The organism is Tigheibacillus halophilus (genome assembly GCF_042683165.1).
GTDB classification, from domain to species: Bacteria; Bacillota; Bacilli; order Bacillales; family Amphibacillaceae; genus Tigheibacillus; species Tigheibacillus halophilus.
Window position 1 is genome coordinate 223,702 of sequence record NZ_JBHUIZ010000003.1, and the last position, 26,683, is coordinate 250,384.

At 41.6% G+C, this 26,683-nt stretch carries 26 protein-coding genes and 1 riboswitch; of the genes, 21 read left to right on the forward strand and 5 right to left on the reverse strand.

All coding sequences use genetic code 11. The features are described from left to right. Window positions 1–10 precede the first annotated feature (10 nt). The 11 genes from ACFSMW_RS01575 to ACFSMW_RS01625 all read left to right on the forward strand — a co-directional run bounded on the left by ACFSMW_RS01575 (window position 11) and on the right by ACFSMW_RS01625 (window position 10,668). The gene (locus tag ACFSMW_RS01575) at window positions 11–2,410 is read left to right on the forward strand and encodes a 3-hydroxyacyl-CoA dehydrogenase/enoyl-CoA hydratase family protein (protein WP_390352420.1); all 2,400 of its coding nucleotides are present in this window, start codon (window positions 11–13) and stop codon (window positions 2,408–2,410) included. Window positions 2,411–2,427: 17 nt separating this feature from the next. Then, window positions 2,428–3,603, forward strand: coding sequence for an acetyl-CoA C-acetyltransferase (locus ACFSMW_RS01580; protein WP_390352422.1), 1,176 nt, complete (start codon window positions 2,428–2,430; stop codon window positions 3,601–3,603). A 64-nt stretch (window positions 3,604–3,667) separates the two neighbouring features. After that, window positions 3,668–5,452: an acyl-CoA dehydrogenase family protein gene (locus ACFSMW_RS01585; RefSeq protein ID WP_390352423.1), complete on the forward strand. Its 1,785-nt coding sequence runs from the start codon at window positions 3,668–3,670 to the stop codon at window positions 5,450–5,452. Window positions 5,453–5,669: 217 nt separating this feature from the next. Beyond that, the gene (locus tag ACFSMW_RS01590) at window positions 5,670–6,026 is read left to right on the forward strand and encodes an arsenate reductase family protein (protein WP_390352424.1); all 357 of its coding nucleotides are present in this window, start codon (window positions 5,670–5,672) and stop codon (window positions 6,024–6,026) included. Window positions 6,027–6,110: 84 nt separating this feature from the next. Further along, on the forward strand, window positions 6,111–6,494 hold the full coding sequence (gene gcvH / locus ACFSMW_RS01595) for a glycine cleavage system protein GcvH (RefSeq protein ID WP_390353875.1): 384 nt from the start codon (window positions 6,111–6,113) through the stop codon (window positions 6,492–6,494). Between the two features lie 171 nt (window positions 6,495–6,665). Next, the gene (locus ACFSMW_RS01600; RefSeq protein ID WP_390352426.1) at window positions 6,666–7,037 is read left to right on the forward strand and encodes a toprim domain-containing protein; all 372 of its coding nucleotides are present in this window, start codon (window positions 6,666–6,668) and stop codon (window positions 7,035–7,037) included. 24 nt (window positions 7,038–7,061) lie between these two features. Further along, a complete protein-coding gene (locus ACFSMW_RS01605) occupies window positions 7,062–7,379 on the forward strand; it encodes a thioredoxin family protein (RefSeq protein WP_390352428.1) in 318 nt (105 codons plus the stop codon). 109 nt (window positions 7,380–7,488) lie between these two features. Further along, window positions 7,489–7,604, forward strand: a riboswitch (SAM riboswitch). 147 nt (window positions 7,605–7,751) lie between these two features. Continuing rightward, complete coding sequence (locus tag ACFSMW_RS01610) at window positions 7,752–8,786, forward strand: methionine ABC transporter ATP-binding protein (RefSeq protein ID WP_390352429.1); 1,035 nt, start codon at window positions 7,752–7,754, stop codon at window positions 8,784–8,786. Continuing rightward, entirely contained in the window at window positions 8,776–9,444 is a 669-nt protein-coding gene (locus tag ACFSMW_RS01615) for a methionine ABC transporter permease (protein ID WP_390352431.1), read from the forward strand. Before ACFSMW_RS01610 ends, ACFSMW_RS01615 begins: the two co-directional genes overlap by 11 nt. Before the next feature lie 17 nt (window positions 9,445–9,461). After that, the gene (locus ACFSMW_RS01620; protein ID WP_390352432.1) at window positions 9,462–10,289 is read left to right on the forward strand and encodes a MetQ/NlpA family ABC transporter substrate-binding protein; all 828 of its coding nucleotides are present in this window, start codon (window positions 9,462–9,464) and stop codon (window positions 10,287–10,289) included. Between the two features lie 238 nt (window positions 10,290–10,527). After that, a complete protein-coding gene (locus ACFSMW_RS01625; RefSeq protein ID WP_390352433.1) occupies window positions 10,528–10,668 on the forward strand; it encodes a YuzK family famiily protein in 141 nt (46 codons plus the stop codon). Between the two features lie 48 nt (window positions 10,669–10,716). Here the strand turns inward: ACFSMW_RS01625 and ACFSMW_RS01630 are convergent, their stop codons facing one another. Beyond that, window positions 10,717–11,592: a cation diffusion facilitator family transporter gene (locus ACFSMW_RS01630; protein ID WP_390352435.1), complete on the reverse strand. Its 876-nt coding sequence runs from the start codon at window positions 11,590–11,592 to the stop codon at window positions 10,717–10,719. A gap of 230 nt (window positions 11,593–11,822) precedes the next feature. On the opposite strand from ACFSMW_RS01630, the gene ACFSMW_RS01635 reads away from it, so the two are divergent. Then, entirely contained in the window at window positions 11,823–12,056 is a 234-nt protein-coding gene (locus ACFSMW_RS01635) for an IDEAL domain-containing protein (protein ID WP_390352437.1), read from the forward strand. A gap of 173 nt (window positions 12,057–12,229) precedes the next feature. Here ACFSMW_RS01635 and ACFSMW_RS01640 read toward each other — a convergent pair whose 3' ends face one another. Further along, complete coding sequence (locus ACFSMW_RS01640; protein ID WP_390352439.1) at window positions 12,230–13,147, reverse strand: hypothetical protein; 918 nt, start codon at window positions 13,145–13,147, stop codon at window positions 12,230–12,232. 169 nt (window positions 13,148–13,316) lie between these two features. Here ACFSMW_RS01640 and fumC point away from each other — a divergent pair, with 169 nt between their 5' ends. Both fumC and ACFSMW_RS01650 read left to right on the forward strand, forming a co-directional pair. Then, on the forward strand, window positions 13,317–14,702 hold the full coding sequence (fumC, locus tag ACFSMW_RS01645) for a class II fumarate hydratase (protein WP_390352441.1): 1,386 nt from the start codon (window positions 13,317–13,319) through the stop codon (window positions 14,700–14,702). Window positions 14,703–14,946: 244 nt separating this feature from the next. Then, a complete protein-coding gene (locus ACFSMW_RS01650; RefSeq protein ID WP_390352443.1) occupies window positions 14,947–15,144 on the forward strand; it encodes a small, acid-soluble spore protein, alpha/beta type in 198 nt (65 codons plus the stop codon). Window positions 15,145–15,218: 74 nt separating this feature from the next. Here ACFSMW_RS01650 and ACFSMW_RS01655 read toward each other — a convergent pair whose 3' ends face one another. Together ACFSMW_RS01655 and ACFSMW_RS01660 are read right to left on the reverse strand one after the other, a co-directional pair. Further along, window positions 15,219–16,316, reverse strand: coding sequence for an ABC transporter ATP-binding protein (locus ACFSMW_RS01655; protein WP_390352444.1), 1,098 nt, complete (start codon window positions 16,314–16,316; stop codon window positions 15,219–15,221). Between the two features lie 129 nt (window positions 16,317–16,445). Continuing rightward, window positions 16,446–17,339: a PucR family transcriptional regulator gene (locus tag ACFSMW_RS01660; protein ID WP_390352446.1), complete on the reverse strand. Its 894-nt coding sequence runs from the start codon at window positions 17,337–17,339 to the stop codon at window positions 16,446–16,448. A 210-nt stretch (window positions 17,340–17,549) separates the two neighbouring features. On the opposite strand from ACFSMW_RS01660, the gene ACFSMW_RS01665 reads away from it, so the two are divergent. Together ACFSMW_RS01665 and ACFSMW_RS01670 are read left to right on the forward strand one after the other, a co-directional pair. Then, window positions 17,550–17,915 (forward strand): YlbF family regulator, encoded by a 366-nt coding sequence (locus ACFSMW_RS01665; protein ID WP_390352447.1) that lies wholly within the window; start codon window positions 17,550–17,552, stop codon window positions 17,913–17,915. A gap of 423 nt (window positions 17,916–18,338) precedes the next feature. Further along, window positions 18,339–19,112: an enoyl-CoA hydratase gene (locus ACFSMW_RS01670; RefSeq protein WP_390352449.1), complete on the forward strand. Its 774-nt coding sequence runs from the start codon at window positions 18,339–18,341 to the stop codon at window positions 19,110–19,112. Between the two features lie 48 nt (window positions 19,113–19,160). Here the strand turns inward: ACFSMW_RS01670 and ACFSMW_RS01675 are convergent, their stop codons facing one another. After that, entirely contained in the window at window positions 19,161–19,346 is a 186-nt protein-coding gene (locus ACFSMW_RS01675; protein ID WP_390352451.1) for a YhzD family protein, read from the reverse strand. Window positions 19,347–19,737: 391 nt separating this feature from the next. On the opposite strand from ACFSMW_RS01675, the gene ACFSMW_RS01680 reads away from it, so the two are divergent. The 5 genes from ACFSMW_RS01680 (at window position 19,738) to ACFSMW_RS01700 (ending at window position 26,604) form a co-directional block, all read left to right on the forward strand. After that, on the forward strand, window positions 19,738–19,947 hold the full coding sequence (locus tag ACFSMW_RS01680) for a helix-turn-helix transcriptional regulator (protein WP_390352453.1): 210 nt from the start codon (window positions 19,738–19,740) through the stop codon (window positions 19,945–19,947). 93 nt (window positions 19,948–20,040) lie between these two features. Further along, on the forward strand, window positions 20,041–20,940 hold the full coding sequence (locus ACFSMW_RS01685; RefSeq protein WP_390352455.1) for an ABC transporter ATP-binding protein: 900 nt from the start codon (window positions 20,041–20,043) through the stop codon (window positions 20,938–20,940). Continuing rightward, window positions 20,933–22,180 carry an ABC transporter permease gene (locus ACFSMW_RS01690; RefSeq protein WP_390352457.1) on the forward strand — a complete coding sequence of 416 codons (1,248 nt, stop codon included), beginning with the start codon at window positions 20,933–20,935 and terminating at the stop codon, window positions 22,178–22,180. The genes ACFSMW_RS01685 and ACFSMW_RS01690 overlap by 8 nt, the downstream gene beginning before the upstream one ends. A gap of 227 nt (window positions 22,181–22,407) precedes the next feature. After that, on the forward strand, window positions 22,408–23,613 hold the full coding sequence (locus ACFSMW_RS01695) for a metallophosphoesterase family protein (protein WP_390352459.1): 1,206 nt from the start codon (window positions 22,408–22,410) through the stop codon (window positions 23,611–23,613). A gap of 12 nt (window positions 23,614–23,625) precedes the next feature. Then, window positions 23,626–26,604: an ATP-binding protein gene (locus tag ACFSMW_RS01700; protein ID WP_390352461.1), complete on the forward strand. Its 2,979-nt coding sequence runs from the start codon at window positions 23,626–23,628 to the stop codon at window positions 26,602–26,604. The last annotated feature ends 79 nt before the right edge of the window (window positions 26,605–26,683 follow it).

The following is a 26,683-nucleotide window of genomic DNA, read 5'->3' on the forward strand; positions in this document are numbered from 1 at the left end:
GGGATAAAAAATGAAATGTTCGATCAAGCGGGCGGCAGTACTAGGATCCGGGGTCATGGGTTCAGCGATTGCAGCCCATTTGGCAAATGTCGGCATACCCACCTTAATGCTCGATATTGTCCCGCGAGAACTGACAGCCGCAGAACAGAAAAAAGGAATGACACTGGAAGATAATACGGTAAGAAACCGAATTGCAGCACAAAGCAAGAAGGCGCTTTTGAAGCAAAAGCCGTCACCGATCACTTCTATGAAGAGTATGGATTTAATCACTGTAGGCAACATGGAAGACGATATGGAAAAATTGGCTCAGGTTGATTGGATTATTGAAGTGGTCGTAGAGAATCTCGCAATCAAGCAAAAGGTCTTTGAACAAGTGGAAAAATACCGCAAACCAGGAACCATTGTTACCTCGAATACGTCAGGCATATCTGTAGAAGAGATGGCTGAAGGGCGTTCAGAAGACTTTCGCAAGCATTTCATGGGTACGCATTTTTTCAACCCGCCACGCTATTTGAAGTTGCTGGAAATCATTCCTGCAAAGGATACTGACCCCGAGGTACTGGCCAAAATGAAAGCGATCGGCCAGGATGTATTAGGAAAAGGTGTTGTTGAAGCAAAGGATACACCGAATTTCATTGCCAACCGAATTGGAACATACGGTTTGCTTGTCACGGTCAAAGCCATGAAAGAAGGAAATTACAGTATCGGCGAGGTAGACTCTGTCACAGGTCCATTAATCGGCAGACCAAAAAGCGCCACGTTCCGAACATTGGACGTTGTTGGCCTTGATACATTTATCCATGTTGCCAAGAATGTTCATGACCAGGTGGAAGGAAAAGAAAAGAACGTGTTCGAGATACCCGATTTTATGAAAAAAATGCAGGAAAAAGGCTGGCTTGGTGCTAAAAGCGGCCAGGGATTTTTCCTCAAGAAAAAAGGTCAGGACGGCAGTGTCATTTATGAATTAAACCCGGAAACGCTGGAGTACCAGGATCGAAAGAAATTGAAAACTGCTGCTGTAGAAACAGCGAAGCAGCAAAAGGGTTCTAAAAATAAATTGAAAACGCTTGTTTATGCAGAAGGCGATCGTGCATCGGATTTGATATGGTCGATTATCAAGCCGGTACTATGCTATTCAGCTGAACTTCATGGAGAAATTGCAGATGATATTCCTGCTATTGATCAAGCTATGAAATGGGGTTTCGGCTGGGAAATGGGACCATTTGAAACATGGGACGTCATCGGTCTCCGTAAATCAGTAAAGCGGATGCAACAAGAAGGAGAGAAAGTGTCCCAGTGGGTCCTAGACATGCTGGAAGCGGGAAATGATACATTCTATAAAACAGAAAATGGAAACGTTTACTATTATAATGGCAGCTCATACAGACAACAGCAATTCAACCATAAGGAAATCAATTTAAAACGCCTGAAGGACCAGAAAGGTGTCCTGAAAAAGAACCCCGGTGCAAGTTTAATCGATATTGGCGATGATGTTGCCCTGCTGGAATTCCATTCCAAAAGCAATGCCATCGGTTTGGATATGATTCAAATGGTAGACGAGGCGTTGCATGAAGTGGATAAAAATTATAAAGGATTGGTGATCGGCAATCAAGGCAAGCACTTTTGTGTAGGTGCCAACCTGGCTATGATGCTATTTGAAGCCCAGGATGACAATTATTTTGAACTTGATATGGTTGTCCGCAAGTTTCAGCAGATGGCTTTAAAAATCAAGTATAGCGAAAAACCGGTGGTTGTCGCACCTTTCAATATGGCTGTCGGAGGCGGTGCGGAAATCTCTCTGCCTGCCGCTGCCATTCAAGCTTCAGCTGAAACATATATGGGTCTTGTCGAATTCGGTGTGGGACTGATTCCGGGTGGCGGCGGAACCAAAGAGCTTTACTTGAAGATGCTCCGGAACATGCCACATGGCGTGAAATTCGATTTGACGAAGGTTGCTAATGATGCATTTGAAAAAGTAGCTATGGCAAAAGTGTCGACATCTGCAGAAGAAGCAAGAGAAAATGGCTTCCTGAACAGCAAGGATGCGATAAGCAGCAATTTCGACCATTTAATATTTGATGCGAAGCAAAAAGTGCTTGCACTTGCTGCCACCAGTTACCTGGCACCAAAAATTGAAAAAATCCCGGTAGTAGGTGAGCCTGGTTATGCAGCAATGCTGCTCGGGGCGAAATCACTGCAATTCGGCGGTTATGCCTCAGCGCATGATGTCAAAATCGCGGAAAAACTTGCTTTTGTTTTGTCTGGCGGCAGAGTACGCGAAGGTTCACTCATTGCAGAACAGGATATGCTTGATCTGGAAAGGGAGGCATTCCTGAGTCTGATAGGCGAACCAAAGACACAAGCAAGAATGCAGCATATGCTCGTTAAGGGAAAACCATTACGCAACTAAGGAAGAGAGGGATGAACGTGAAAGAAGCAGTAATTGTTGCAGGCGCAAGGACCCCTGTCGGAAAAGCGAATAAAGGGTCGTTGGCACATATGCGACCGGATGATCTGGCGGCCCTGACGATCAAAGAAACACTGAAAAGAGCTGGAAATTATGAGGGCTGCATAGATGATGTCATCATCGGGTGCGCCATGCCAGAGGCAGAACAAGGTATGAATATGGCGAGAAATATCGCCGGGCTAGCCGGATTGAAAAATGAAGTTCCCGGTATCACAATTAATCGCTATTGCTCTTCTGGACTGCAAAGCATCGCCTATGCTGCACAGCAGATTATGTCCGGATTTGGAGAGACGATTCTTGCAGGTGGTGCGGAATCGATGAGCCTGATTCCAATGGGAGGGCATGTCATCAAACCGAATGCCAGACTAGTGCAGAATGCTCCAGGCTACTATATGCAAATGGGCCATACGGCTGAAGAAGTGGCAAAGCGCTTTGATATCTCCCGGGAAGATCAGGATGCTTTTGCTGTAGAAAGCCATAAACGGGCAGCACAGGCAATTCAAGATGGCAAATTTAAAGAGGAAATCGTCCCTGTTGAAGTGACGGAAAACATATTCAGCAAGAATCATAAAATAGAAGAAAAATCCTTCACTTTTTCGCAAGATGAGGGTGTAAGACCGGATACTTCCATAGAAGTGCTGGCAAAGCTACGGCCGGCATTCAGTTTGAAAGGTTCCGTCACGGCAGGAAACGCATCACAAATGAGTGATGGCGCTGCAACGGTGCTCGTCATGAATAAGGAAAAAGCAAATGCAGAAGGTTTGCAGCCATTGGTGAAATTCCGTTCCTTCGCTGTTGCTGGTGTGGAACCGGAAATTATGGGCGTGGGACCCGTGGCAGCGGTACCGAAAGCGGTTGAACAGGCAGGCTTGTCTTTAGCTGATATTGGCTTATTTGAGCTGAATGAAGCCTTTGCTTCGCAATCCGTCAGAGTGATACGTGCACTTGACTTAGATCCTGCCATTGTCAATGTCAACGGAGGAGCGATTGCACTTGGTCATCCGCTTGGAATGACGGGGACAAAATTAACACTGACTCTCATCCATGAGATGAAACGCCGTAACACGCAGTTTGGTGTAGTCACCATGTGTATTGGTGGTGGGATGGGAGCTGCAGGTGTATTTGAACTGCTTTAGCTTAGAACGCTGATAAGCAACGTTAAGAGGGTAAAATATCATTCTAAGGAGAGAAGGATGAAAAATGAGCGAAACAAAAGAAAAATTATTTAAAGGCGGCGCCTTTTTAATAGAAGATCTGGACAGTGATGATATCATCACTCCAGAGGACTTCACAGATGAACATAAGATGATCGCTAAAACAACGGAGGATTTTGTTGCAGGCAAGGTATTGCCGGTCATTGATAAGCTGGAAAACCACGAGTTCGAATATTCTGTTGACCTATTGAAAAAAGCTGGCGAACTTGGCTTGCTGGGTGTGGATGTTCCAGAAGAATATGGCGGGCTCGGCTTGGATAAAACCAGTTCATCCGTAGTGACAGAAAAAATTTCCCGTGCTGGCGGTTTTTCTATCAGTCACGGTGCACATGTGGGTATCGGTTCATTGCCAATTGTTTTTTTCGGCAATGAAGAACAAAAGAAAAAATATCTGCCAAAACTTGCTTCCGGAGAATTACTGGCTGCTTATGCATTGACAGAACCGGGTTCAGGCTCTGATGCACTGGGCGCCAAAACAACAGCTGTCCTCAATGAAGCGGGTACACATTATATGTTGAACGGTGAAAAACAATGGATCACGAACTCGGCATTTGCTGATGTATTTACGGTTTACGCCAAAATCGATGGGGAGCATTTCTCTGCTTTCATCGTCGAGCGGGATTTTCCGGGAGTTTCCACCGGTGCGGAAGAGAAAAAAATGGGTATCAAGAGTTCTTCCACCCGTACATTGATTTTGCAAGATGCTGAAGTGCCGGTAGAAAATCTGCTTGGTGAAAAAGGCAAGGGACATAAAATCGCATTCAATATTTTGAATGTCGGACGTTATAAATTGGCGATTGGCGGTGTTGGCGGATCAAAACACGCGTTGGAGGTTGCAACAAAATATGTTAACCAGCGTAAGCAATTCGGCAAAGCTATATCTAGCTTTACATTGACACAGGAAAAACTTGCGACGATGGCATCTCATATTTATGCTAATGAAAGTGCGGTATACCGTACAGTTGGCTTATTCGAACAACGCATGGGAGCATTAAACAATGAGCAACTAAAAGATGGACGCGAAATAGCTAAAGCTATTGCTGAATACCAGATTGAGTGCTCCATGAATAAATATACTGCAACTGAGTGCTTGGATTATGTAGTAGATGAAGCGGTACAAATGCACGGAGGCTATGGATTCATGCAGGAATACGAAGTGGAGCGCATGTATCGGGATTCCCGTATCAATCGCATTTTTGAAGGAACAAATGAAATCAATCGCCTGATTGTACCTGGAACATTGTTGAAAAAAGCGATGAAAGGTGAATTGCCTTTGCTGCAAAAAGCACAAAGCCTGCAGGAGGAACTGATGATGATGATGCCGGAAGAACCGGGGACTGAACCATTGGGTCAGGAAAAATACTTGCTGAAAAATGCGAAGAAAATCATTCTGCTCGGCGCTGGTCTTGCTGCACAAAAGTATATGCAAAAATTGGAAAATGAACAGGAAATCCTTGTGAACCTTGCAGATATGACAGCTGAAGTATATAACATGGAAGCGGCTGTTCTGCGTACTGAAAAAGCTATGGGGAAATCGGGAGAAGAGAAAAACAAGCAGAAACTCTTATACACCCAAATCTATGTCCAAGAAGCCTTCAACCGGATGGAGGCGTGGGCGAAGGAAATCCTGGCCGGAGTTGAAACAGGAGACAATTTGCGCATGATGCTTTCCTCTTTAAGAAAGCTGACTCGTCATACTCCAATTAATGTTATCGCTAAAAAACGTGAGATTGCAGCAAGTATTATTGCAGCCGAAAAATATACAGTTTGACAAATGAAATGGACGGTGTTTGTAGAGATGAAGGGTTTTCAGCCAGTCCCTTGCAGGCAAATCAGCATCATTTCACCAGCGTATGTATCAGGTATGGCCCGGCGTATTGTTTGGGCCATACTTTTTTATCGAATGCAATGAGTGCGAGGTTTCCTCTGTCGTAATTGACAGGAATTTTTGATATAATACAGTTAATACATAGCATGGAGGGAATTGCATGACGCTGAGATTTTACTGGTATCCGAATTGCGGAACGTGCAAAAAGGCAAAAAAGTTTTTAGATGAACATCATGTTTCCTACCAGAGCATACACATCGTGGAGAATACACCGACCAAGGATGAAATGTTGAAGCTAATCCGGAAGAGTGGCTTGCCAGCCAAGAAGTTTTTCAATACAAGCGGGAAAAAATACCGCGAAGGGAATATGAAGGAAAAGATTGCCAATGCCTCTGAAGAAGAGATGGCAGCAATACTTGCCTCAGACGGCATGCTGATCAAAAGACCGATCGCAACAGACGGTCAGCGTGTAACTGTCGGTTTTAAAGAAGATACATTTGCAGCAGAATGGTTGTAATGAAGCAGAAGTACTGGTAAAAGGCTTTGATAACTTGTATATTAAGATTGCATGGATAGGTTGCAATTTATGGAGGGATAAATGATGGAAACACCAAAGGAATTGCTTTATTCTGAAGAACATGAATGGGTCAAAAAAGAAAATGACAAAGTCCGAATCGGCATTACGGATTTCGCACAAGATGAACTGGGGGATATCGTTTTTGTTGAACTTCCCGAAGTCGGAGATGAGTTGAAAGCTGATGAGCCATTCGGCAGCGTTGAATCTGTGAAAACCGTGTCTGAATTGTATGCCCCGATCAGTGGCAAAGTGGTGGAAATCAACGAAGACTTGGAAGATAGTCCTGAATTTGTTAATGAATCTCCATATGAAAAAGCCTGGATGGTCGTGGTTGAACCCTCAGATGAAGCAGAATTTGACGAGTTGCTTTCTGCGGATCAATACATTAAAGCAACAGAAAATGATTGATTGTAAGTGATGGAAGGCCGACTGGTATTTTTTATGAGTCGGCCTTTTTCTATATATTGTGAGATGCCTTCATACGATTACAGTCTGGTCCAAATGATAATTATTTCTAGCGCAAAATCATATAATATGGAAACAACGGTGTTCGAATATTCATGATGCGAGGTGCTTTATGTGGGTCATGTTGATGCTGACAAAATAATTATTGTGGAAGGATTGACAGATAAACGGCAGATTAGCAAAGTAATTACCGAACATGTTATTATTGTTTGTACAAATGGTACATTCGGAATTGAGCGCTTTGATGAATTGCTTGAGACATATCATCTGGATGAAAAGGAAGTATTCATCCTGGTGGACGAGGATGACTCCGGCATAAAGCTTCGAAAACAGCTTGGGCAGGAGCTCCCTCATGCGAAACATATATATGTAAGCAGTGAATTCAGAGAAGTGGCTAAAACTCCGATCCATATTCTGGCATCCATCTTAACGAGAAAAGGCATCGAAGTGGATCCGTTGATTTTAGGCGGTCCTGGACTTGCTTGACATTGCATAAGTGAAGGTGATTTAGTGGAAAAAGCGACAAAGGATATGCTGCAAGCGGATCATTATATATTATTTATACATTCACCTTTTTGCGGTACCTGCCAGCTGGCGAGATCCATGCTGCATCAAATCGAAGAGGTACATCAGCAAGATATATTTTTGGAAATGAATGCATCGCTTCATCCATCATTCATGCAGGAAAACAAAATTGAAAGTGTCCCTTGTCTATGTATCAAGGATCAGGGACAAATAAAGGAAAAAGTCTATGTCTTTCATTCCATTGCAAATATATATCATATCCTGCTGCAATATGAGCGGAAATTGTTTGTAAACAGCCATTGAAATGGGTCTAAGCCTCGATTGGCGCATCCAAAATAAACATTGACTTCAGATACCAACAATGCTATTATTTAATCTATCAATTTACTATTAAAACTGAATGAATGTATTTCTCTTATCTTGAGCGGTGGAGGGACTGGCCCTGAGAAACCGCGGCAACCTTTGGACAGTATTTTGTCTGAAACGGTGCTAATTCCTGCGAAGCAATGATGCTTTGACAGATGAGGGAACATAAAGATGATATTGATGTCTTTCTGTTCGCTTACAGGAGGACATCTTTTTTTAGAGGCAAAGGATACAGTCCTTCATGTCTATTCAATTCCATCAGAAAGGGACGTGCTATGATGAAACACGGAGCGTCCAGGAGGTTTTAACATGATAAAGATTGATTCCCTGACAAAGGAATTTACAATTGGGGAAAAACAAATCACTGCTGTCGATCAGCTTACCATGGATATTCAGACTGGAGAAATCTTTGGCGTGATTGGCTACAGTGGTGCCGGAAAAAGCACGTTTATCCGTATGCTTAACAGGCTGGAAGATCCGACTTCAGGTACTGTTACGATCGGGGAACAAGAAATTACAAGCTTATCCAAAAACCAGCTGAGAGAAGTAAGACAAAATATCGGTATGATTTTTCAGCATTTCAATTTGCTATGGTCACGGACGGTGCGGGAGAACATTTCTTTTCCGCTGGAAATAGCTGGAGTCAAAAAATCGGAAAGACAAAAGCAGGTCCAGGAATTGATCGATTTAGTCGGTTTATCTGGGAGAGAAGATGCATACCCGTCCCAGCTAAGCGGAGGGCAGAAGCAGCGTGTAGGCATCGCAAGGGCACTGGCCAATAAACCGGATGTCTTGCTATGCGATGAAGCGACGTCGGCACTGGACCCGGAAACGACGAATGCTATTTTGGATCTGTTGGTAAGTATTAACCAAAAACTTGGATTAACCATTATCATCATCACCCATGAAATGCATGTCATTCGTAAAATTTGCAATCGGGTGGCAGTGATGGAGAATGGAAAAGTTGTGGAACAAGGGAATGTGCTGGAAGTTTTTTCCCGTCCAAAACAGCCTGTCACAAGAAAATTTGTGGAGCAGGTAATGGGGAACACAGACGCGGATACGGAAGAAATCCATCAATTATTTCAGGCTGGCAGCGGAAAGAATATCATTCGTCTGCATTTTATCGGAGAGACGACAAATCAGGCATTGATCAGTCAACTGGCTAAGCGATTCGATATTGATCTGAACATTCTTCAAGGCAAGATCACTCATACACAACACGGGGCCTATGGTACGTTGTTTGTGGAATTGATAGGCGACCAGCAAGAAATAGACCGCGCTCTCGATCATGTTGAAAAGCAGACCTCAATAGAAATGGAGGTCATAGATAATGAAAGATGAATTCTTTGCGAATCTGGATATGGGCGAATTATATCAGGCCATTTACGAAACGTTTTATATGACAATACTAAGCTTGATCGGTACTTTTATTTTGGGGATTATGCTTGGGCTGTTGCTCTATTTGACGATGAAAGGCGGCATTTGGCAAAATAAGCTAATTAACTTGGTAACCGCTGCGGTAGTCAATATTTTCCGGGCGATACCATTCATTATCTTGATTCTGTTACTATTTCCTTTCACCAATTTCATTGTCGGGACCATACGCGGTCCGAACGCTGCGCTTCCCGCATTGATCATCGGTGCAGCGCCATTTTACGCTCGCCTGGTAGAAATCGGGTTAAGGGAAGTGGACAAAGGTGTTGTAGAAGCAGCAAAAGCGATGGGTGCCAAAACAAGTACTATCATTTTCAAAGTGCTGCTGCCTGAGTCTATGCCGGCACTAATATCCGGCATCACAGTCACAGCTATCGCTTTGATCGGATATACTGCCATGGCAGGAGCCATCGGAGCCGGCGGGCTTGGAAACTATGCATATTATTTCGGTTTTCAGCGACGTGCTTTCGATATCGTATTTGTTTGTTCTGCAGCAATTGTCGTGATTGTTTTCATATTCCAATTCATTGGTGACTTCATAGCAAATAAAATAGACAAAAGGTAAAAGGGGATAAAAAAGAGATGAAAAAGATACTGCTTTTAATCAGTGTAGTGCTTATTTTAGGATTGGCTGCCTGCGGCGGCGATAAAAAAGATAATGCAAAAGGCGAAAAGGAAATCATTGTAGGAGCTTCCAGTGAACCGCATGCGGAGATTTTGGAGAAAGCAAAGCCGATCTTGAAAAAGAAAGGTATTAAGTTGACAATCAAACCTTATCAGGATTATGTGCTGCCAAATGACGATTTAGCAAATGGCGATCTGGATGCTAATTATTTCCAGCATATACCATATTTAGAGCAAACCAAAAAAGATACAGGTTATGATCTGGATTATATAGACGGCATCCATATCGAGCCGATGGGTGTTTATTCTAAAGATATCAAAAATGTCGATGATATCAAAAAGGGAACAGAAGTCATCATGAGTAACTCAGTGGCTGACCACGGCAGAGTACTTTCCTTATTTGAAAAGCAAGGACTGATCAAATTGAAGGATGGGATTGATAAAACGAACGCCACAATCAAGGATATTGCCGAAAATCCAAAAAACTTGAAGTTTTCGGCGGATAATGAAGCTGCGTTCCTCCCTGAGCTTTATAACAGCGAGAAAAACGTGCTTGTTGCAATCAATACGAATTACGCTATCGGAGCAGGCTTGAATCCGCTGAAGGATGCATTATTCATTGAAGGTAAAGATTCACCTTATGTCAATGTTATCGCTGTTCGTGCAGAAGATAAAAAGAACAAGGAATTGAATAAGCTTGTCGATGTGCTGCATTCGAAGGAAATTCAAGATTTTATATTGGATAAATATAAAGGTGCCATTGTTCCGGTAGGCGGGGATAAGTAAAATCTGCCGTTTGCTTCATATTTATAGGAATAGCGAGGAATTCGTCAAAAATGTGGCGGATTCCTCGCTATATATTGGTGAGCGCGTGAGAGCATGCATCAGCAGATGTCATCCGTTTATTTGAACTTTGAACAGGGTATTGTCTCTGTGTTAACATTTTATTTAAGGTTCAAGAAAGGGATGGTTCACTATTCTTAGTGGCATAAAAATGAACTACACTCCAGAAATGGAGAAAGCTATGCAACAATCTCATAATATCAGCTTCGCTGAATATGGGAGGAAACTGACAGAACGGATCACAGTTGAAAAAAGACGGCAAAAAGAATACCAGCAATCAAAATATATTCGCGCACAATTACAAGCACAATTACCAAGGTGATTCATGCGTATACCGGCATCCATATATCTAGAATGCCGGTATATTTTTTTATGTTTCCTCATAATATGGTTCGATATGAATTTGTGCGTACGAAATGTGATGTTTTTCTTCAAGCAGTCCTTCAATATTCTCTGTAATAGCGTGACTTTCGGTCACATTCAGTGTTGGATCCACAAGTATAGTGATATCCACAAAGGCCTGGTTTCCCAAAATCCTCCCCTTGATGTCTTTTACTTCCTTTACTTGTTTTACATCTGTGACGCTTTCACGGATTCTTTCCAGTTTATTTTCGTCAAAGCCATCTGTTAGTGTTCGAGTCGAATCTGCGAATATTTGCCATGCAGTATGGCAAATGATGACGCCGACAATAAGACCGGCGAGTGGATCCAGCCAGTATAGCCCAAATTGTGCGCCGATAATCCCGATAAAAGCGCCAATACTGACAAGTGCGTCAGATTTATTATCCTGGGCAGCTGCATGAATGGCACTGCTGTTGATTTTTTTCGCCAGTGATAAATTGAAAAAGTAGACGATAAACATGATAGCTGCTGCACCGATGGCAGTCCAGGCGGTAAGCATGCTTGGCTGCTGGGTTTGGTGGCTGAAGATTTTTTGGATGGTGTCAATAATAACTTGTATTCCAACCGCAATCATGATGAATGCTGCAAATAAGGACGCAACTGTTTCTGCACGGTAATGGCCATAACGATGTTCTTTATCTGGTGGTTTTCTCGATATTTTTAATCCGACTAAAATGGCGATGGATGCCACCACATCGGTTGAGTTATTCAAGCCATCAGCCCGAAGTGCATCAGAATGGCCCATATATCCAATGAAAAGTTTCATCAAAGCTAAAAAAAGGTATGCAAAGATGCTGATGATTGCTCCTTTTTCTCCGCGCTTGATATCTTCTGTATGATTCAATGCATGTTCCTCCATTAAAATTACTTTGAAAAATGCTTACATGACAGCTATAACATTTTAACAAATCGTATAACGGTGAGTCTAGAGAAACATAACAGCCTTCGGTTATATCTGTTGGCATGGGTAAATCCTTTTAGTATCCTGCCAATAAAAAGAAAATGTTATTTACCTATTGCAATTATACATAAAATTTCAGATAATAGAATAAAGGAGACTAGGGGGAGTGTCCCATGAAAAAAGAAAAGGTCATTTATCGGTTTAATCGGTATATTGGAAAAACGCTCTATGCGAAAAAAGAAATGCCTTTTGAAATTAGTCTCAATTCCCGAATGCTGCTTGATGAATTATGCTTCAAGGAAAATAAAAAAAGATTAGAGCAGCAGCTGAATACCGCACTCGATCAAGGTAATGCCGAAGCGTTTCATAAATTGAGTGAGGCATATAAGCAGTATGTATGGGAATAATAAGTGCCAAATCAGATAGCGTATAATATAAAAGCCCGCCAAACAGGGTGCCGCCCCCGAAAGTTAGAGTAAAAATCTAATTTTCGGGGATCGATACCCAAACAGGCAGGCTTTTTTGTGTGCAGCGAATTACATTGGTTGAGGTTTCTAAAGACGGCAAAAAATTTATCATATCAATTGGATTTTCCCGTCACTTCGGCCATGAATTCGGGTCCATTTTTTGATTGATCAGCTGGTATGTCAGTTAATTGTTGGAAAAGTTGTATTAAAACCGTTGGCAATGCATTATTGCTTTGGTCCCAATAATGCATGACAAGCGACAAAATCTCCAGTGCGGTACTTCTGCTTCTGTTGTATAAATCAAGGAAACTGTCTGTGCTTGTTTTACCAGTAGTCGGATGGTGCCATGCATGATGCTCAAGGTTCAGGTAATCCTTTCCTTGATCCAGCAGTTCATGGGAGAAAGGTGTGAAAAAGTGTTTGAAAAGCTTGTTTTTCCATCCACTAGGGTCTGCCAACAAACGCAAGGTAAGCTTCATTTCTCTGTAAGCCATTTGAAATTTTTTATCAGTAATTCTGGTAAAAGAAGGGAAATGGTCCGCAAACAGGCGATGAAGTAATGTGCAGATATCTTTATTGATGGAAAATCCGACATCTATTTCTTTATAAACACGTGAAGTCCATGCTTTAAGATTATGAAATTTCTCCATCATGATGGTATCAATAGCTATATCCATTTTATCAGTGGAATTCGTTATATTTTCAGCACCATATCTCATATATGGGCAAATATGTTTTAAGAGAATGAAATGCGTGATAAAGCCGAAAATATATGCCTTAGCTTCATCATCCATTTTTTTCGCTTCTTGAATCATATCTATTATTAATGCAGTTCCATTTGTCTGCAGTTCAAGGTCGCATTGTTTGAAGGGCAGTCTTTTTCCAAGCCAGAAATGTCGGAAATACAATGGGTTAGTTCCTTGTGATCCTAGCTTCATGTAGGTGTCATTGGCGAAAACGCTGTTTGGAACAGTTCGGATCGTATCTGCTATATCTTCACAAAACAGCATATGAGTCCAAATAGCAGGCAATTTGAAAAAACCTCCTTTTTGCCCTCTTTAGACGGCAAAAATATTACTATGAACAGTATAAAGGATAAAATCGCTTAGTGAATGGACAAAGCGTACAATTTTGTGTCTTTCAATATATTTCTGATACAATAGCTTAAGAAGTAACATTCACTTTGGGGAGGAATCTGATATGGAATACCGCGTGGAACATGATACGATAGGGGAAATAAAGGTACCTGCTGAAAAATACTGGGGAGCTCAAACACAACGAAGCAAACAGAATTTTCCAATCGGGAATGAAAAGATGCCTCAAGAGGTCATCCTGGCGTTTGCGATTTTAAAAAAAAGCGCTGCCAAAGCAAATAGTGATCTTGGATTGTTGGATAAACAGAAAGCCGAAGCTATTGCATATGCAGCAGATTTGGTTATATCGGGAAAACTGACTGAACATTTTCCATTGGTTGTCTGGCAAACGGGGAGTGGAACACAGTCGAACATGAATGTGAATGAAGTCATCGCGCATGTAGGAAACAAATGGCTGCAAGAGCAGGGAAGCGATTTGACTTTACATCCAAATGATGATGTCAATAAATCACAAAGCTCCAATGATACATATCCGACTTCATTTCATGTCGGTGCTGTTCTAAAGTTGGAAGACCAAGTTTTGCCGGCAATCAAACAGCTGAAAGCCACATTGAAAGAAAAAATGGATGCATTTGCAGATGTGGTAAAAATCGGTCGTACCCATTTGCAAGATGCCACCCCACTGACGTTGGGACAGGAAATCAGTGGCTGGCACCGTATGCTGGAAAGAGCGGAAATGATGGTGGCAGAAAGTGCCGATCATTTGAAAGAACTGGCTATTGGCGGAACGGCCGTAGGGACAGGTTTAAATGCACATCCCGAATTTGCAGCTCGTGTTTGCGCTGAAATCAGTAAAGAAACGAATAAAGAATTCATCTCTGCTCCGAATAAGTTCCATTCGTTGACAAGCTATGATGAAATGGTTTATGCGCATGGCGCATTAAAAGCACTTGCAGCCAATATGATGAAGATTGCCAATGATGTCCGCTGGCTTGCAAGCGGGCCAAGATGCGGCATTGGTGAACTTGTCATACCTGCGAACGAACCTGGCAGCTCAATTATGCCGGGAAAAGTTAATCCGACACAATGCGAAGCAGTCACTATGGTAGCTGTCCAGGTAATGGGAAATGATGCTGCTATCGGTTTTGCAGCCAGCCAGGGGAATTTTGAGTTGAATGTTTTCAAACCTGTAATGGCCTATAATTTCATGCAATCCAGCCAACTGCTAGCCGACAGCATTCTGTCTTTCGACGAGCGTTGTGCGCAAGGGATCGAGCCGAATCATGAGAAAATCGACAATCATTTAAATGATTCACTTATGCTGGTCACCGCATTGAACCCGCATATAGGTTATGAAAATGCAGCAAAGATTGCCAAAAAAGCATTCGCGGATAACACCACATTGAAAGAAGCTGCCATTGATTTGGATTTGCTGACAAGCGAGCAATTTGATGAATATGTGAAACCGAAGGAAATGACACAGCCAAAATAAATGATATCAATCATAAACATAAACAAGGAAAGCGGCCGGCTCAAAAGAGCTGGCCGCTTTCCTTTGGTATATGTAAAAGCAATAATGTAATGGCTAAATCATTGCAGCCACCCACTTCTGCAAAACAAATCAGGATGTTAAATTTGATTTACCATATTTGCGGTGAAGAAGCACAAATTACCAAGTGCTTTTTGTGATAAGTCTTAGAGATATGCAAACAATATGATTACAGGAGGTGATAGACATGGCTAGCAACAATTCAAATCAATTGGTTGTACCTGGCGTACAGCAAGCATTGGATCAAATGAAATATGAAATTGCCCAGGAATTTGGCGTGAACTTAGGTGCTGACACTACTTCCCGCGCAAACGGTTCTGTTGGTGGTGAAATTACGAAACGCCTGGTTGCAACTGCACAACAACAATTTTCTACTCATAAATAATAATGGCTAGAGGTGGAAGACCTCATAAAGGGGAAAGCTTAAAGGCTTTCCCCTTAAATTATGCGGTCAAAATTTTAACGAATTCTTCGTTCGGATGCTGTATCAAAGAAATGTGCGTTATTCATATTGAATGCCAAATCAATTTTTTCACCGCCATGAATGTCTGTACGGGAGTCGACCCGGGCAACAAAATCCTGGTCATTGATTTTCGAGTAAAGATACGTTTCAGCACCCATCAATTCAGCAACATCGATATGGGCGGTAATTTTTGTATCCGGTGTGGAATCGATAAATACAGGTTCGTCATGGATATCTTCAGGGCGGATCCCTAAAATGATTTCCTTATTCTCATAATCCTGCTCACGAAGTACCTTCAGTTTTCCTTCAGGGATTTTGACTTTAACATCTTCCATGACAAAGCAGCCATTTTCCAGTTTTCCAGATAAAAAATTCATGGAAGGAGATCCGATAAATCCGCCGACAAATACATTATCAGGATTGTCATATACTTCTTTTGGAGAGCCTACTTGCTGGATGACACCGTCCTTCATGACAACAAGCCGTGTTGCCATGGTCATCGCTTCTGTCTGATCATGGGTTACATAGATTGTGGTCGTTTGCAGCCGCTTATGCAATTTTTGGATCTCAGCGCGCATTTGTACACGGAGTTTTGCATCCAGGTTTGACAAAGGCTCATCCATTAAAAAGACTTTTGCATCACGGACGATAGCACGTCCCAATGCAACACGCTGACGCTGGCCGCCGGACAGAGCCTTTGGCTTACGGTCAAGGTAGGCTTCCAGCCCGAGTATTTTGGCTGCATCATGTACACGCTTTTGGATTTCTTCTTTTTTGAACTTGCGCAATTTCAGACCAAACGCCATATTATCGTATACGTTCATATGTGGGTATAATGCATAGTTTTGAAAAACCATGGCAATGTCCCTGTCTTTAGGTGCGACGTCATTCATTTTCTTATCATCGATATACAGCTCACCATCTGAAATTTCTTCCAAACCGGCCACCATACGCAGAGTGGTGGATTTTCCGCAGCCAGATGGACCGACAAACACGATGAATTCCTTATCTTGAATATGAAGATTGAAATCGTTGACAGCGACAACTTTTTTATCATACATTTTTTGAATATGTTCTAAACGCAGTTCAGCCATTTTACCATTCCTCCTGTTTGATGAAAACGCTTTAGCCTGATTCCATTATATAAATGTCGAATAATTACGTAAATGACAAAAATGCACAAAGATAGCAGCTTGTTTCGTGCACATTTACAAAAAGAACGGTTATCGGAAATGCTTGAATAAGATGCCCAGGTAAACGGTCACTGCTTGGTGGAAATCTCGGACATCAAGTCCAGTTTTCTGTCTGAATTTATCGAGCCGGTACTGCAGGCTGTTGCGATGCATATATAGCTGTTTGGCGGCTTCGGAAAGGTTCAGATTACATTGAAAAAAAACTGTCAATGTATCTAGAAATGGTTGATCATCTGCGAATTCTTGAAGAGTCATGGTGCTGACTGATTTGATGTCCGCGGCGTCTGTATGGGACAATACACTGAAAACGATAGCTTCCATATAAGTTAGCACATTTTTATCGGTCCTTTCAAACGCACTTCTCGCAAAAGTGACCAGTTCCTGGTAATAGGCAGGCGCACGGGTCAAATTTGATTGAAAGGGACCAGGAAGAAACTTGATGTTCACATACAAGTCGCTCGTCAGCGTATCAATAATCTGACTGTAGGAAATCTGGTCTTCTGCTTCATTGATTTCTTCGATCAATACGCCCTCATTAGGATGAAGCCAGAGTATTGGAGCTTCATAACCAAAGAGCACGTGTAAAGCTTCTTTAAAGGAAATTGGATCAGCCTGCTGTTCAGGCATAATGAAATATACAAAGCGATAAGGAGATGCGGTGCTTTGCGGTTGTTTAGATTCTTCAGTGTTGCTGATTCGTTTCCACCATTCGTTTTCTTTTGTAGTAAGTGAGGGCAATAGCGCCTCATATGGTTGTGTGAAAGCTTTCAGCAGCTGTAAATCTCGTTCTGAGAGTTCTGCTTTTTCCACACCAAATATCGTTTGATCTGGTGTAATGAACCAACGATATTTTTTTATGTTTTTGTCGCTGCAGTTTTCTTTCAAAACAAAACTTGAAAAAAGATTTTTTAGTTGTGTAAGCATTGCAAAATCCTCATTTCCATCGTCTTACAGCAATTATACCAGTGGATTTGCATATTTTTAAGTGGTCTGAATTTTTATTTTGTAATTTCGCATACTATACATTCATCAACGGGTTTGTTATAGTTAGTGCATGAAGTGACCCGTACCTCGGGGTTTTTTTCGGGTTAAAATTTCAACATACATAGAAACCAAAGGAGAGGTTTAAACGCTATGCCTAACATGTATGACAGTGCATATGACTTAGAAAAAGCAATTCGGGAAAGCGAAGAATTCAAGGAATTGCAACAAGCTTATGAGGCAGTCATGAGTGATTCGTCTGCGAAAAAAATGTTTGAAGAATTCCGCGATACACAAATTGCTCTTCAGGAAAAACAAATGCAGGGTGAAGAAATCACAGAGGAAGAAGTTGAAAAAGCCCGCAAAATCGTTGAATTGGTACAGGAACACCCCGGCATTTCCGGATTAATGGATAAAGAGCAGCGCCTTAACATCATTATTAATGATATCAGCCGCATTATCACAAAACCGCTTGAAGAATTATATGGTACTACCAGTGAAAATGATCAGCTGAATTAAAATAACGGAACGATAGAAAGAACTCAGTTAAATGAGTTCTTTTTTGCAAGTTGGAACACTCCTTTCCCAGGAGTGGTTAACATGTTATGATGAGTAATAAGAATAATTAAATAAATATGATAGGAGAGATAGGCCACTATATTTGACTGTACGGCAAAGGAAATAGTTTATTTGGCCTCACGTGGGCTGAGAAGTTTAGCTGGATTGTGTATCTAATTCGATTTAATAATGAAATGAGTGATTGTTCATTCATATATTCCGTATCAATGAAAAAGCGATTACTTTTCAGGCATGAAGAGACTTGCATATCACTGTACACGGATAGTGGTAAACAGCTAAAACATGTTTGATTGGTTCCGTTAACGACTCAGCGGGGAGAAAATACCACTGAATAATATTTCATTTTACTAGAAGGAGGAAATTATGTTGCGGACGGTCATATATCAAAGTAAAGAAGGTATTTCTTATATTCAACTGAACAGACCGGAGCAGTTTAATGCTTTGAATCGGGAAATGTTGGATGCATTGCTGCATGCCCTCCAGGAAACGGAACAAAACACAGATCGTATCATGATTCTAACTGGTGGAGGAAAAGCATTTTGTGCCGGCGGTGATATAAAGATGATGAAGGATTTCGCCGAAAAGAAGGAATTTGAAACAGTCATGAGCTTGATAGAAGAAATAGTGCTCACATTATACCGTATGCCGAAACTCACTATAGCTGCGATTCATGGCTCTGCTGTTGGGCTTGGGTTGAGTCTTGCGCTTGCGTGCGACTATGTGATCGCAAATAAGGAAGCACAAATGGGAATGCTGTTTATTGGTATTGGCCTTGCCCCTGATGGCGGCGGTCATTTCTTCCTTGAACAGCGAATTGGTTTAAATGCGGCTAAACAATTCATATGGAGTGGAAATACAGTTTCAGCTGCAGAAGCAAGAAACATCCAGCTTATTGACAACATCACAGAGGGAGAAGTGCTTAGTGCTGGGCAGAAGATTGCAGGAAAATTACAGCATTCGCCGTTGATTGCCATGCTCCAAACAAAGGCTCTTTATCATCATCAGAATATGGATAAACTGAAAAACATACTAGTGGCTGAAAAAGAAAATCAATGGTATCTGCGTAATACAAGTGACCATGCGGAAGGAGTCCAGGCGTTTCTTCAAAAGCGCAAACCTGTATTTAACGGAGAATGATACAAATAATAGGGGCTTTGCCATCCCTGGCCAAGCCCCTTCCCAGCTTTAGCGATGGAATAGAACAAGCTTGGCATCAGGGGAAACGCAACGATGTGTATGTTCAGTAAAGCCTTTTTCGTCTAGTTTTGATTGGCCAATTTCCTTTGCCTTTTCATCGTTTTCAGCAACAAAATTTTCATCAAGCAATTTTTCTCCTGATTTGTCAAAAACAGTTAATACATATGTTTTCATGTAAATACCCTCCTGTCTTAGGCATGAAATGGGATTTATCCCGCTTGCATGGAACTTGGGACATGCAGCTCTGCTGAATGAATCCCAAGTTCCATGCTTGTTCATCTGATTTTCAGCCTGGTTGCTCGAATTTCAAGTTTATTGTCTTGATCCAGGTCTGCGGACCTTTGAGCTTGTCGTTCATGGTGCTGACATATTTCATCCACAGCTTCATACAAATTAAAAATATCTTCATATCAAAATGAACAATCGTTCACCCTACTCATACTATTCGACAAAATTGACAAAAACTCCTGCTTGGATTTAAAAGTTGTGTGTAAAGCAAACTTGACAAGGGGAAGAGAATTTTTTATACTCATGTAAAGTTCACTACACAAGGGAAAGATCAGCTGTGAAGACATGTATCAGAGACAAACGCTTGCAGGCAAAAATGACACAAGAAGAACTGTCAGAGATATTGCAGGTATCCAGACAAACAATCATTTCACTGGAAAAGGGAAAATATAAACCATCTTTGGTGTTAGCACATAAAATGGCGCAGGTATTCGATTGTTTGATTGAAGAACTGTTTGTTTTCGAGGGGGATGAAAATATTAAGTGATATACGCAAGGAGAACCTGAAAAAGATGCTTGTTTTACAATTGTATCATTCCCAAAGGGACTGACCAAAGGAAAACACGAGGGGGGAAAGGTTTTGACTTTGTTTTTGCAGGAGGTAACAAAACGTTTTGGAAATTTAACAGCTGTCGACCAGCTTTCATTGGAAATACCGGAAAAGGAAATGTTCGGTTTTCTTGGTGGCAATGGGGCAGGAAAAACCACTACATTTCGGATGATTTTAGGGCTTTTGGACATCACAGAAGGAAAAATAACCTGGGATGGAGAATCGATCGGTTATAACAAAAGTCATTTGATCGGGTATTTGCCTGAAGAAAGGGGATTGTATCCAAAGCTGAGGGTTGATGAACAGCTTGTCTACTTGGGCAAATTGCATGGTATGACTAAAAAAGAAGTACTGTCAGAGCTTTCTTTTTGGCTGGAAAGATTTAAAGTACCAGAATATAAAGAAAAAAAAGTGGAAGAACTTTCTAAAGGTAACCAGCAAAAAATTCAGTTCATCTCTGCTGTCATCCATAAACCGAAACTGCTTATACTTGATGAGCCGTTTTCAGGGCTTGATCCAATCAATGTGGAGCTGCTGAAAGAAGCGGTAATCGATATGAAAGAACAGGGGACCTCTATCGTTTTTTCTTCACATCGGATGGAGCATGTCGAGGAGCTATGTGAGCATCTTTGTATTCTGCAAAAAGGTAAACAGGTTGTTCAGGGATCTTTACGCGACATCAAGCATTCCTATGGGAAAAAGAATCTGATCATCCATGCCGATTTTCCGCTGGAATTTTTGCAGCAGTATCCAGGGGTAGTGCAATTTAAAAAATCGGTTAACGGCTGTGAATTAAAAATTGGCAGCGAGGACGTGGCAAAGAGTATTTTTTCCGCGTTGGAGGGGAAAGGTTTTGTCCGCAAATTCGCGATTGAGGAACCTTCCTTAAATGATATATTTATCGAAAAGGTGGGTGCTTCTTATGAGTAAATTCCGCATCATCGCGTCTCATACTTTTTTGAACAAAGCGAAGTCAAAGACCTTTATCATCACGACAATTCTTACCCTGGCCATGATCTTAATTGTCGGCAATATCCAGTCCATTATTGATGTATTCGCAGACAATGGAAAGAATAAGGTGGCTGTTATTGATGAATCCCAGGCATTTTACCCACTATTGGAAAAAAGCATGGCAGGGAATGAAGACATCCAATTAAGTAAATATGAAGCTTCCATGGGAGAAGCGAAGGAAGCAGTGGCTGACGGCAAATACAAAGCTTTGTTAGAATTGAAAATGAATGATGAAAAATTGCCGGAAGCAACCTTCTATGCCAAGAATATCGCATCATCTTCCATTCAGGAAGATCTGGAAAAGCAAGTTCAGGATGTGAAGACTGCCATTGCAACACAGCAGGCCGGCATTGATCAGGAAACCGTCCAGAAAATATACCAACCGGCCGTTTTTCAAAAAGTAGCTTTGGATAAATCAGCTAAGACCGAGGAAGAGCTAAACCAGGCGAGAGGCATTGTTTATGTGATGCTGTTCATTCTATACATGGCAGTTATGATTTATGGGCAGATCATCGCAACAGATGTGGCAACAGAAAAATCGTCTCGCGTCATGGAAATCATCATTTCCAGTGTGTCACCGATCACACATATGTTTGCTAAAATTACCGGCATTGCGTTGCTTGGTCTGTCGCAAATTGTACTGATTGCCGCAATGGGATATGCTATGATCAGTTTGAAAAAGGATGAACTTGTCGGTGGTGTTTTCGAATTTTTCGGCATTCAAAATGCTTCACCGAAGATTTTCGTTTATGCGATTGTGTTCTTTTTGCTTGGATTTCTGCTTTATGCAACGCTGGCCGCAATGCTGGGTTCTCTCGTCAGCAGAGTTGAGGAAGCCGGTCAAATGGTGATGCCGATGACGTTATTGGTGGTTGCAGCGTTCATGATATCCATGTTTGGAATTGGTATGCCTGATTCGGGTTTTGTCACTATTTGCTCCTTTATTCCTTTTTTCTCCCCCATGGTGATGTTTTTACGGATTGGAATGCTGGATGTCGCTTTTTGGCAGGTAGGCCTTTCCCTGATCATATTGATTGCCACGATCGCTCTCATGGCATGGATTGGTGCAAGAGTCTATCGCGGAGGGGTATTGATGTATGGGCGTTCCAGTTCACTGAAGGATATTCGTAAAGCGTTCCAGTTGACTAAAAATGAATAATCCCTCTTATCCACTGCACAGGGCAGTGGAATACTGTAACGGATCATTTCAGAAACCGTTCAAAACGAAATAGAATGCTCGCGTGACAATAAGACCTGGCTTGAAGTTCAAGCCAGGTCTTATCATTATATAACAGGCAGTTAGATAGTAATTTCTAGCGAACGTGCATTCGCAACGGAATTTTGATAGAATAAGGTCATAGGAAAATATACGGGAGGTGCACCTGGATGCCAGAAGAAGTTTCCTTTATCCATGCAGCTGATCTGCATCTTGACAGTCCTTTTAAGGGGTTAATAGATATCCCGGAAAATATTCTGCAAGAAATCAGGGAAAGTACGTTCAAGGCTTTGGATCAATTGGTCGAACAGGCAATCAGGCTGAGGGTTGATTTCGTATTGCTGGCTGGAGACTTATTCGACAATGAGCGGCAAAGTCTGAAAGCCCAGTTACGGCTGAGGCATGCTTTTGAGAGATTGAAGACATATGATATACCAATTTATTTGTCCTATGGCAACCATGACTATCTACAAGGAAATATCCATCCAGTTTCCTATCCGGATAATGTTTACATTTTTCCTGATGGGCAAATCCGTCATTTCGTTTATGAAAAAAATGGTAAAAAATTGACTGCCATCTATGGTTTCAGCTATGAACAGCGTGCTGTGACAGAAAATATGGCAAAACGGTTTCATACGATGAGGGATGATGGGCAAATTCCTTATCATATAGCCATGCTTCATGGCAGTTTGGGTCACAGTACAGAACATGATACATACGCTCCCTTTCAAATCACTGATATGACAGAGAAAAGTTTCGATTACTGGGCACTTGGCCACATTCATCAGCGGGAAATAGTACGAGAACAGCATCCTGTTATTGTATATCCTGGGAACACGCAAGGACGCTCTATTAAAGAGAGCGGACAAAGAGGCTGTTACCATGTCATGATGCGCAATCAAAAAACAACGCTAAGCTTTCTTCCGCTGGCAAGTGTCGAATTTCACACATTGGAAATCACAGTAAACCACAGTAATGAAATTCATGAGCTGGAAAGGTTGATCCTGGAACGGATACAGCAAATCAAATCAACAACGGTGGCGCAGTTGGTCAAGTTAAAACTGATCGCTGAAAGATTTGATTTCTATGAAGAACTGATAGAAATTGTCAATGAACAAATTATGCATGATACCTGCTGGCAATATATCTACCGTTTCGAACTGCAAACACTTGACAAAGGGGCGATGGTTAAAGGACAGTCCTTTGTGGGAGAACTTGCAGAGCATTTTTCCGAAGTCTCTATCCAACCTTATATACAGGAGCTGTTCAGTCATAAAATAGCAAGGAAATATTTGCCTGCTGTCACATTTGAAGAGGAAAAAAGTTGGAAGGAAGAAGCGCAGGCACTGCTTTTGCAGGAACTATTACGCCAATAGGAGGGATAGGCAGTGAAAATCAAACATGCGTACATTTATGGATTTGGAAAATGGGTAGATTTTTCTTTTGATTTCTCAAACGGCAATTTTCAATTGGTATACGGAGAGAATGAGTCTGGAAAATCAACCTTGCATCATTTTCTCTTATTCATGTTTTTTGGGCTATCTCCAAAAGAGCGTGCTTTTTTCCATCCAAAGACAAGCAGCAGACTTGGGGGCAGGCTGGTTGTCGCAGATGAGACTTATGGTGAATACATTATTGAAAGAGTCGAACAGCATAAAAAGGCAGAAGCTGTTTGTATAACTGCAGATGGCCAATCTCATGATGAGGCTTGGCTGAAGGATCGGCTAAATGGAATGACAGCAGAAATTTACCAGTCCATCTATGGATTTTCAGCTGATGATTTGTCTGAAATTGAATACATCAAGGAAGAAAACCTTGGCGAAGTGCTGCTTGGCATCGGTTTTACCGGCGCCAGCAAGCTTCATCAAATTGAAAAACGTTTGTCAACAAAATTGGGAGAATTGTTTAAGCCAGGGGGAAAGCTTCCGGAAATTAACCGGGAGCTTGAAAAATTGGAGCAATTGCAGGAAAAAATAGCCGTTTATGATCATGAAGAATCTGATTACCTCGATAAAAAGCAAGAGATGCACGATTTAGAAAACCGGATTGATTTGCTGCAGAAAAAGCAAAAAGATATACAAGAAAAACATTTGCATTTGGAAAAACTCCAGCATGCACTTCCTGCACTAAAAGACTATCAAATAGCCAGGAAGCAATTGCAAAAAATGGCCGGTGCGCCTTCATTTCCGCAAGAAGGGGTAAAACGCTTGACAGCATTGAAGGACAGATTGTTGCCCATTCAAAGTGAGCTATCGGTACTTGAAAAAAATAGGAAGGCTGATCTTCATGAAATTCGCACCCTCAAAGAAAAAATAAAAGACTTTCCCCAAAAACAAGTTGAGGGGCTTCAACACGATTACATACAGTTTCAGCAACGTCAAATAGAAATAACGCAATGTAAACAGTTAATACAAGCAGATACGATCGGATTAAAAACAACCCTGGCGGATCTGGATATTGGTCTTTCCATCGAAGATGCAACGAAAATGCATTTGCCATTTCATATTGAGAAAACATGGGAGCAGCTAAAAAATGACCATGAAAAATCAGTGATGGAACAAGAAAATGTTGCCAAAGAAAAACGATATTTGGACGAGCAGCAATCTTACCTGGAGACACAGCTTCAGGACCTGCAAGCGGAATTGTTGTCCAGAGATAAACGCGCAGCCTTGGAACAGGAACAAAAAGCTTATCAGGAGTATGGAGGCCTGGAGACGACTGCAGCCGGTTCAGATCAGAAGGGATCTGAATGGACACAATTACTGCTTCGAGGGGCTAAAAAATCCAAAACTTATTTATACCTGAGTCTGATGATTTGTATTGCTTTCTTGGCTTGTGCGGTTATGACGGAACAGATTGGCTTTGCGGTTGCTGCAGCAGGAAGTGTATTGTTTGGAATCATTCAATGGAACTGGCAAAAAAATAACAGTATCTCTATAGAGAAAATAATGAACGAAATTCAGGCAGGAACGGATAAACAAACCGTTTCAAAGGAAGCGTACCAATATGGAAAATATTTATTGGACGTGGACGATCAAAATCTGCAAGATGCAGAGTCTCTATATGAGAAAATTAAAGAATTGGATATCCAGCTAATCAGGTGGAAGGAAAGTGAAAGACTTATACAGCAGCAAAAAGGACAAATCGTTTCAAGAGTGGAAGAGCAAATGAAACAGTATCCTTTTCTGAGCCATGTCGATCTCTCTTCTTGGCTGTCGCTATACCATGCGTGCAAAAATGCCCAGCGCATCGCTAAAGAAATTGAAAAACAAAAAATGAAATTAACACAGCTGCGCGGCTTAGATAATGATTTTCACCAAGGTCTTGCATCGTTTTTCCGAAAAATGAATTGGGGCTCAGATAATAGCGAAAAAAACGAAGATAAATCGGTTGAAACGCTCATGAAGAGAATAGTTGAGGCAGAAAAGCAGTTTCACGGATGGCAGCAGCGAGTGTCTGACATTGACAAGGCGCTCGAAAAAAATGATGCTTCCAAGGAGACGCTGGAGGAGGAAATGACTGTATATCAATCTGAAATGAAACGCTTATTCCAAACAGCCCAGGTAGAGGATGAGGAAGCATATTATAAAGCTGCTGAACAATCACAGTCATATGAAAACCTCAAAAAGGAAAGCCAGCGTTTACGAAAGCAATTTTCCATATCTTTTCATGATGAGGAATGGGAACAACTTGCCCAGGATATTCCGCAGCAAAGTGAACTGGCTTGGGATTATGATCAAACAGGTAAATTGTTAAACGAACTGGAGCAAAAAATGGTGAAATATCGCAAAGACCATGCCAAAGTCCAGGCAGAATTGTCACAGATGGAGGGTGCACAAGCCCATTCCGCATTGTTCCACCAGTCACAAATGCATCAAGACAAGGTAAAAGAATTGGCCAGGCAATGGTCCATTACAAAAATGGCTAAAGAAATGCTGGAGGAGACAAAACGAAGTTTCCGGGATAAACATATTGATCAGGTGATGGCACAGACCTCGATCTATTTTAAAGAATTGACAGGCAATGCATACGAAAGAGTAATTGCACCAAGCGGCAAACAGCCTTTTTCAGTGGAAAGCTGTGGAAAAACTGTTTACACAGTCAGTGAGCTATCCAAAGGTACGATGGATCAGCTGTATGTTTCTCTGCGGCTGGCTATCAGTGAAGTAATCAGTGGGGAAAATCCTCTGCCATTTTTAGTTGATGATGGTTTCGTCCATTTTGACATGCTACGTAATAAAAGGATGATGGGGATCCTGAAAAAAATGGCCGACAGAAGGCAAATCATTCTTTTTTCTTGCAGAATATACCGCTCCGTTCAGGAACATGAAAATGTCATTGAACTGTCGACTCCCGTTCGCATTTGACTGAAATCCATGGTAAACTAGTTTCGTATAAATGAATGTGAAACGTTATTCAGTGTCTTTTTCACTGAATATTAAAGGA

Excerpts from the sequence above, each read along its gene's own strand:
- ACFSMW_RS01575 (WP_390352420.1), top strand. The coding sequence starts at position 11 with ATGAAATGTTCGATCAAGCGGGCGGCAGTACTAGGATCCGGGGTCATG.
- ACFSMW_RS01585 (WP_390352423.1), top strand. The coding sequence starts at position 3,668 with ATGAGCGAAACAAAAGAAAAATTATTTAAAGGCGGCGCCTTTTTAATA.
- ACFSMW_RS01590 (WP_390352424.1), top strand. The coding sequence starts at position 5,670 with ATGACGCTGAGATTTTACTGGTATCCGAATTGCGGAACGTGCAAAAAG.
- gcvH (WP_390353875.1), top strand. The coding sequence starts at position 6,111 with ATGGAAACACCAAAGGAATTGCTTTATTCTGAAGAACATGAATGGGTC.
- ACFSMW_RS01610 (WP_390352429.1), top strand. The coding sequence starts at position 7,752 with ATGATAAAGATTGATTCCCTGACAAAGGAATTTACAATTGGGGAAAAA.
- ACFSMW_RS01615 (WP_390352431.1), top strand. The coding sequence starts at position 8,776 with ATGAAAGATGAATTCTTTGCGAATCTGGATATGGGCGAATTATATCAG.
- ACFSMW_RS01620 (WP_390352432.1), top strand. The coding sequence starts at position 9,462 with ATGAAAAAGATACTGCTTTTAATCAGTGTAGTGCTTATTTTAGGATTG.
- ACFSMW_RS01625 (WP_390352433.1), top strand. The coding sequence starts at position 10,528 with ATGCAACAATCTCATAATATCAGCTTCGCTGAATATGGGAGGAAACTG.
- ACFSMW_RS01635 (WP_390352437.1), top strand. The coding sequence starts at position 11,823 with ATGAAAAAAGAAAAGGTCATTTATCGGTTTAATCGGTATATTGGAAAA.
- fumC (WP_390352441.1), top strand. The coding sequence starts at position 13,317 with ATGGAATACCGCGTGGAACATGATACGATAGGGGAAATAAAGGTACCT.
- ACFSMW_RS01650 (WP_390352443.1), top strand. The coding sequence starts at position 14,947 with ATGGCTAGCAACAATTCAAATCAATTGGTTGTACCTGGCGTACAGCAA.
- ACFSMW_RS01655 (WP_390352444.1), bottom strand. The coding sequence starts at position 16,316 with ATGGCTGAACTGCGTTTAGAACATATTCAAAAAATGTATGATAAAAAA.
- ACFSMW_RS01660 (WP_390352446.1), bottom strand. The coding sequence starts at position 17,339 with ATGCTTACACAACTAAAAAATCTTTTTTCAAGTTTTGTTTTGAAAGAA.
- ACFSMW_RS01665 (WP_390352447.1), top strand. The coding sequence starts at position 17,550 with ATGCCTAACATGTATGACAGTGCATATGACTTAGAAAAAGCAATTCGG.
- ACFSMW_RS01670 (WP_390352449.1), top strand. The coding sequence starts at position 18,339 with ATGTTGCGGACGGTCATATATCAAAGTAAAGAAGGTATTTCTTATATT.
- ACFSMW_RS01675 (WP_390352451.1), bottom strand. The coding sequence starts at position 19,346 with ATGAAAACATATGTATTAACTGTTTTTGACAAATCAGGAGAAAAATTG.
- ACFSMW_RS01690 (WP_390352457.1), top strand. The coding sequence starts at position 20,933 with ATGAGTAAATTCCGCATCATCGCGTCTCATACTTTTTTGAACAAAGCG.
- ACFSMW_RS01695 (WP_390352459.1), top strand. The coding sequence starts at position 22,408 with ATGCCAGAAGAAGTTTCCTTTATCCATGCAGCTGATCTGCATCTTGAC.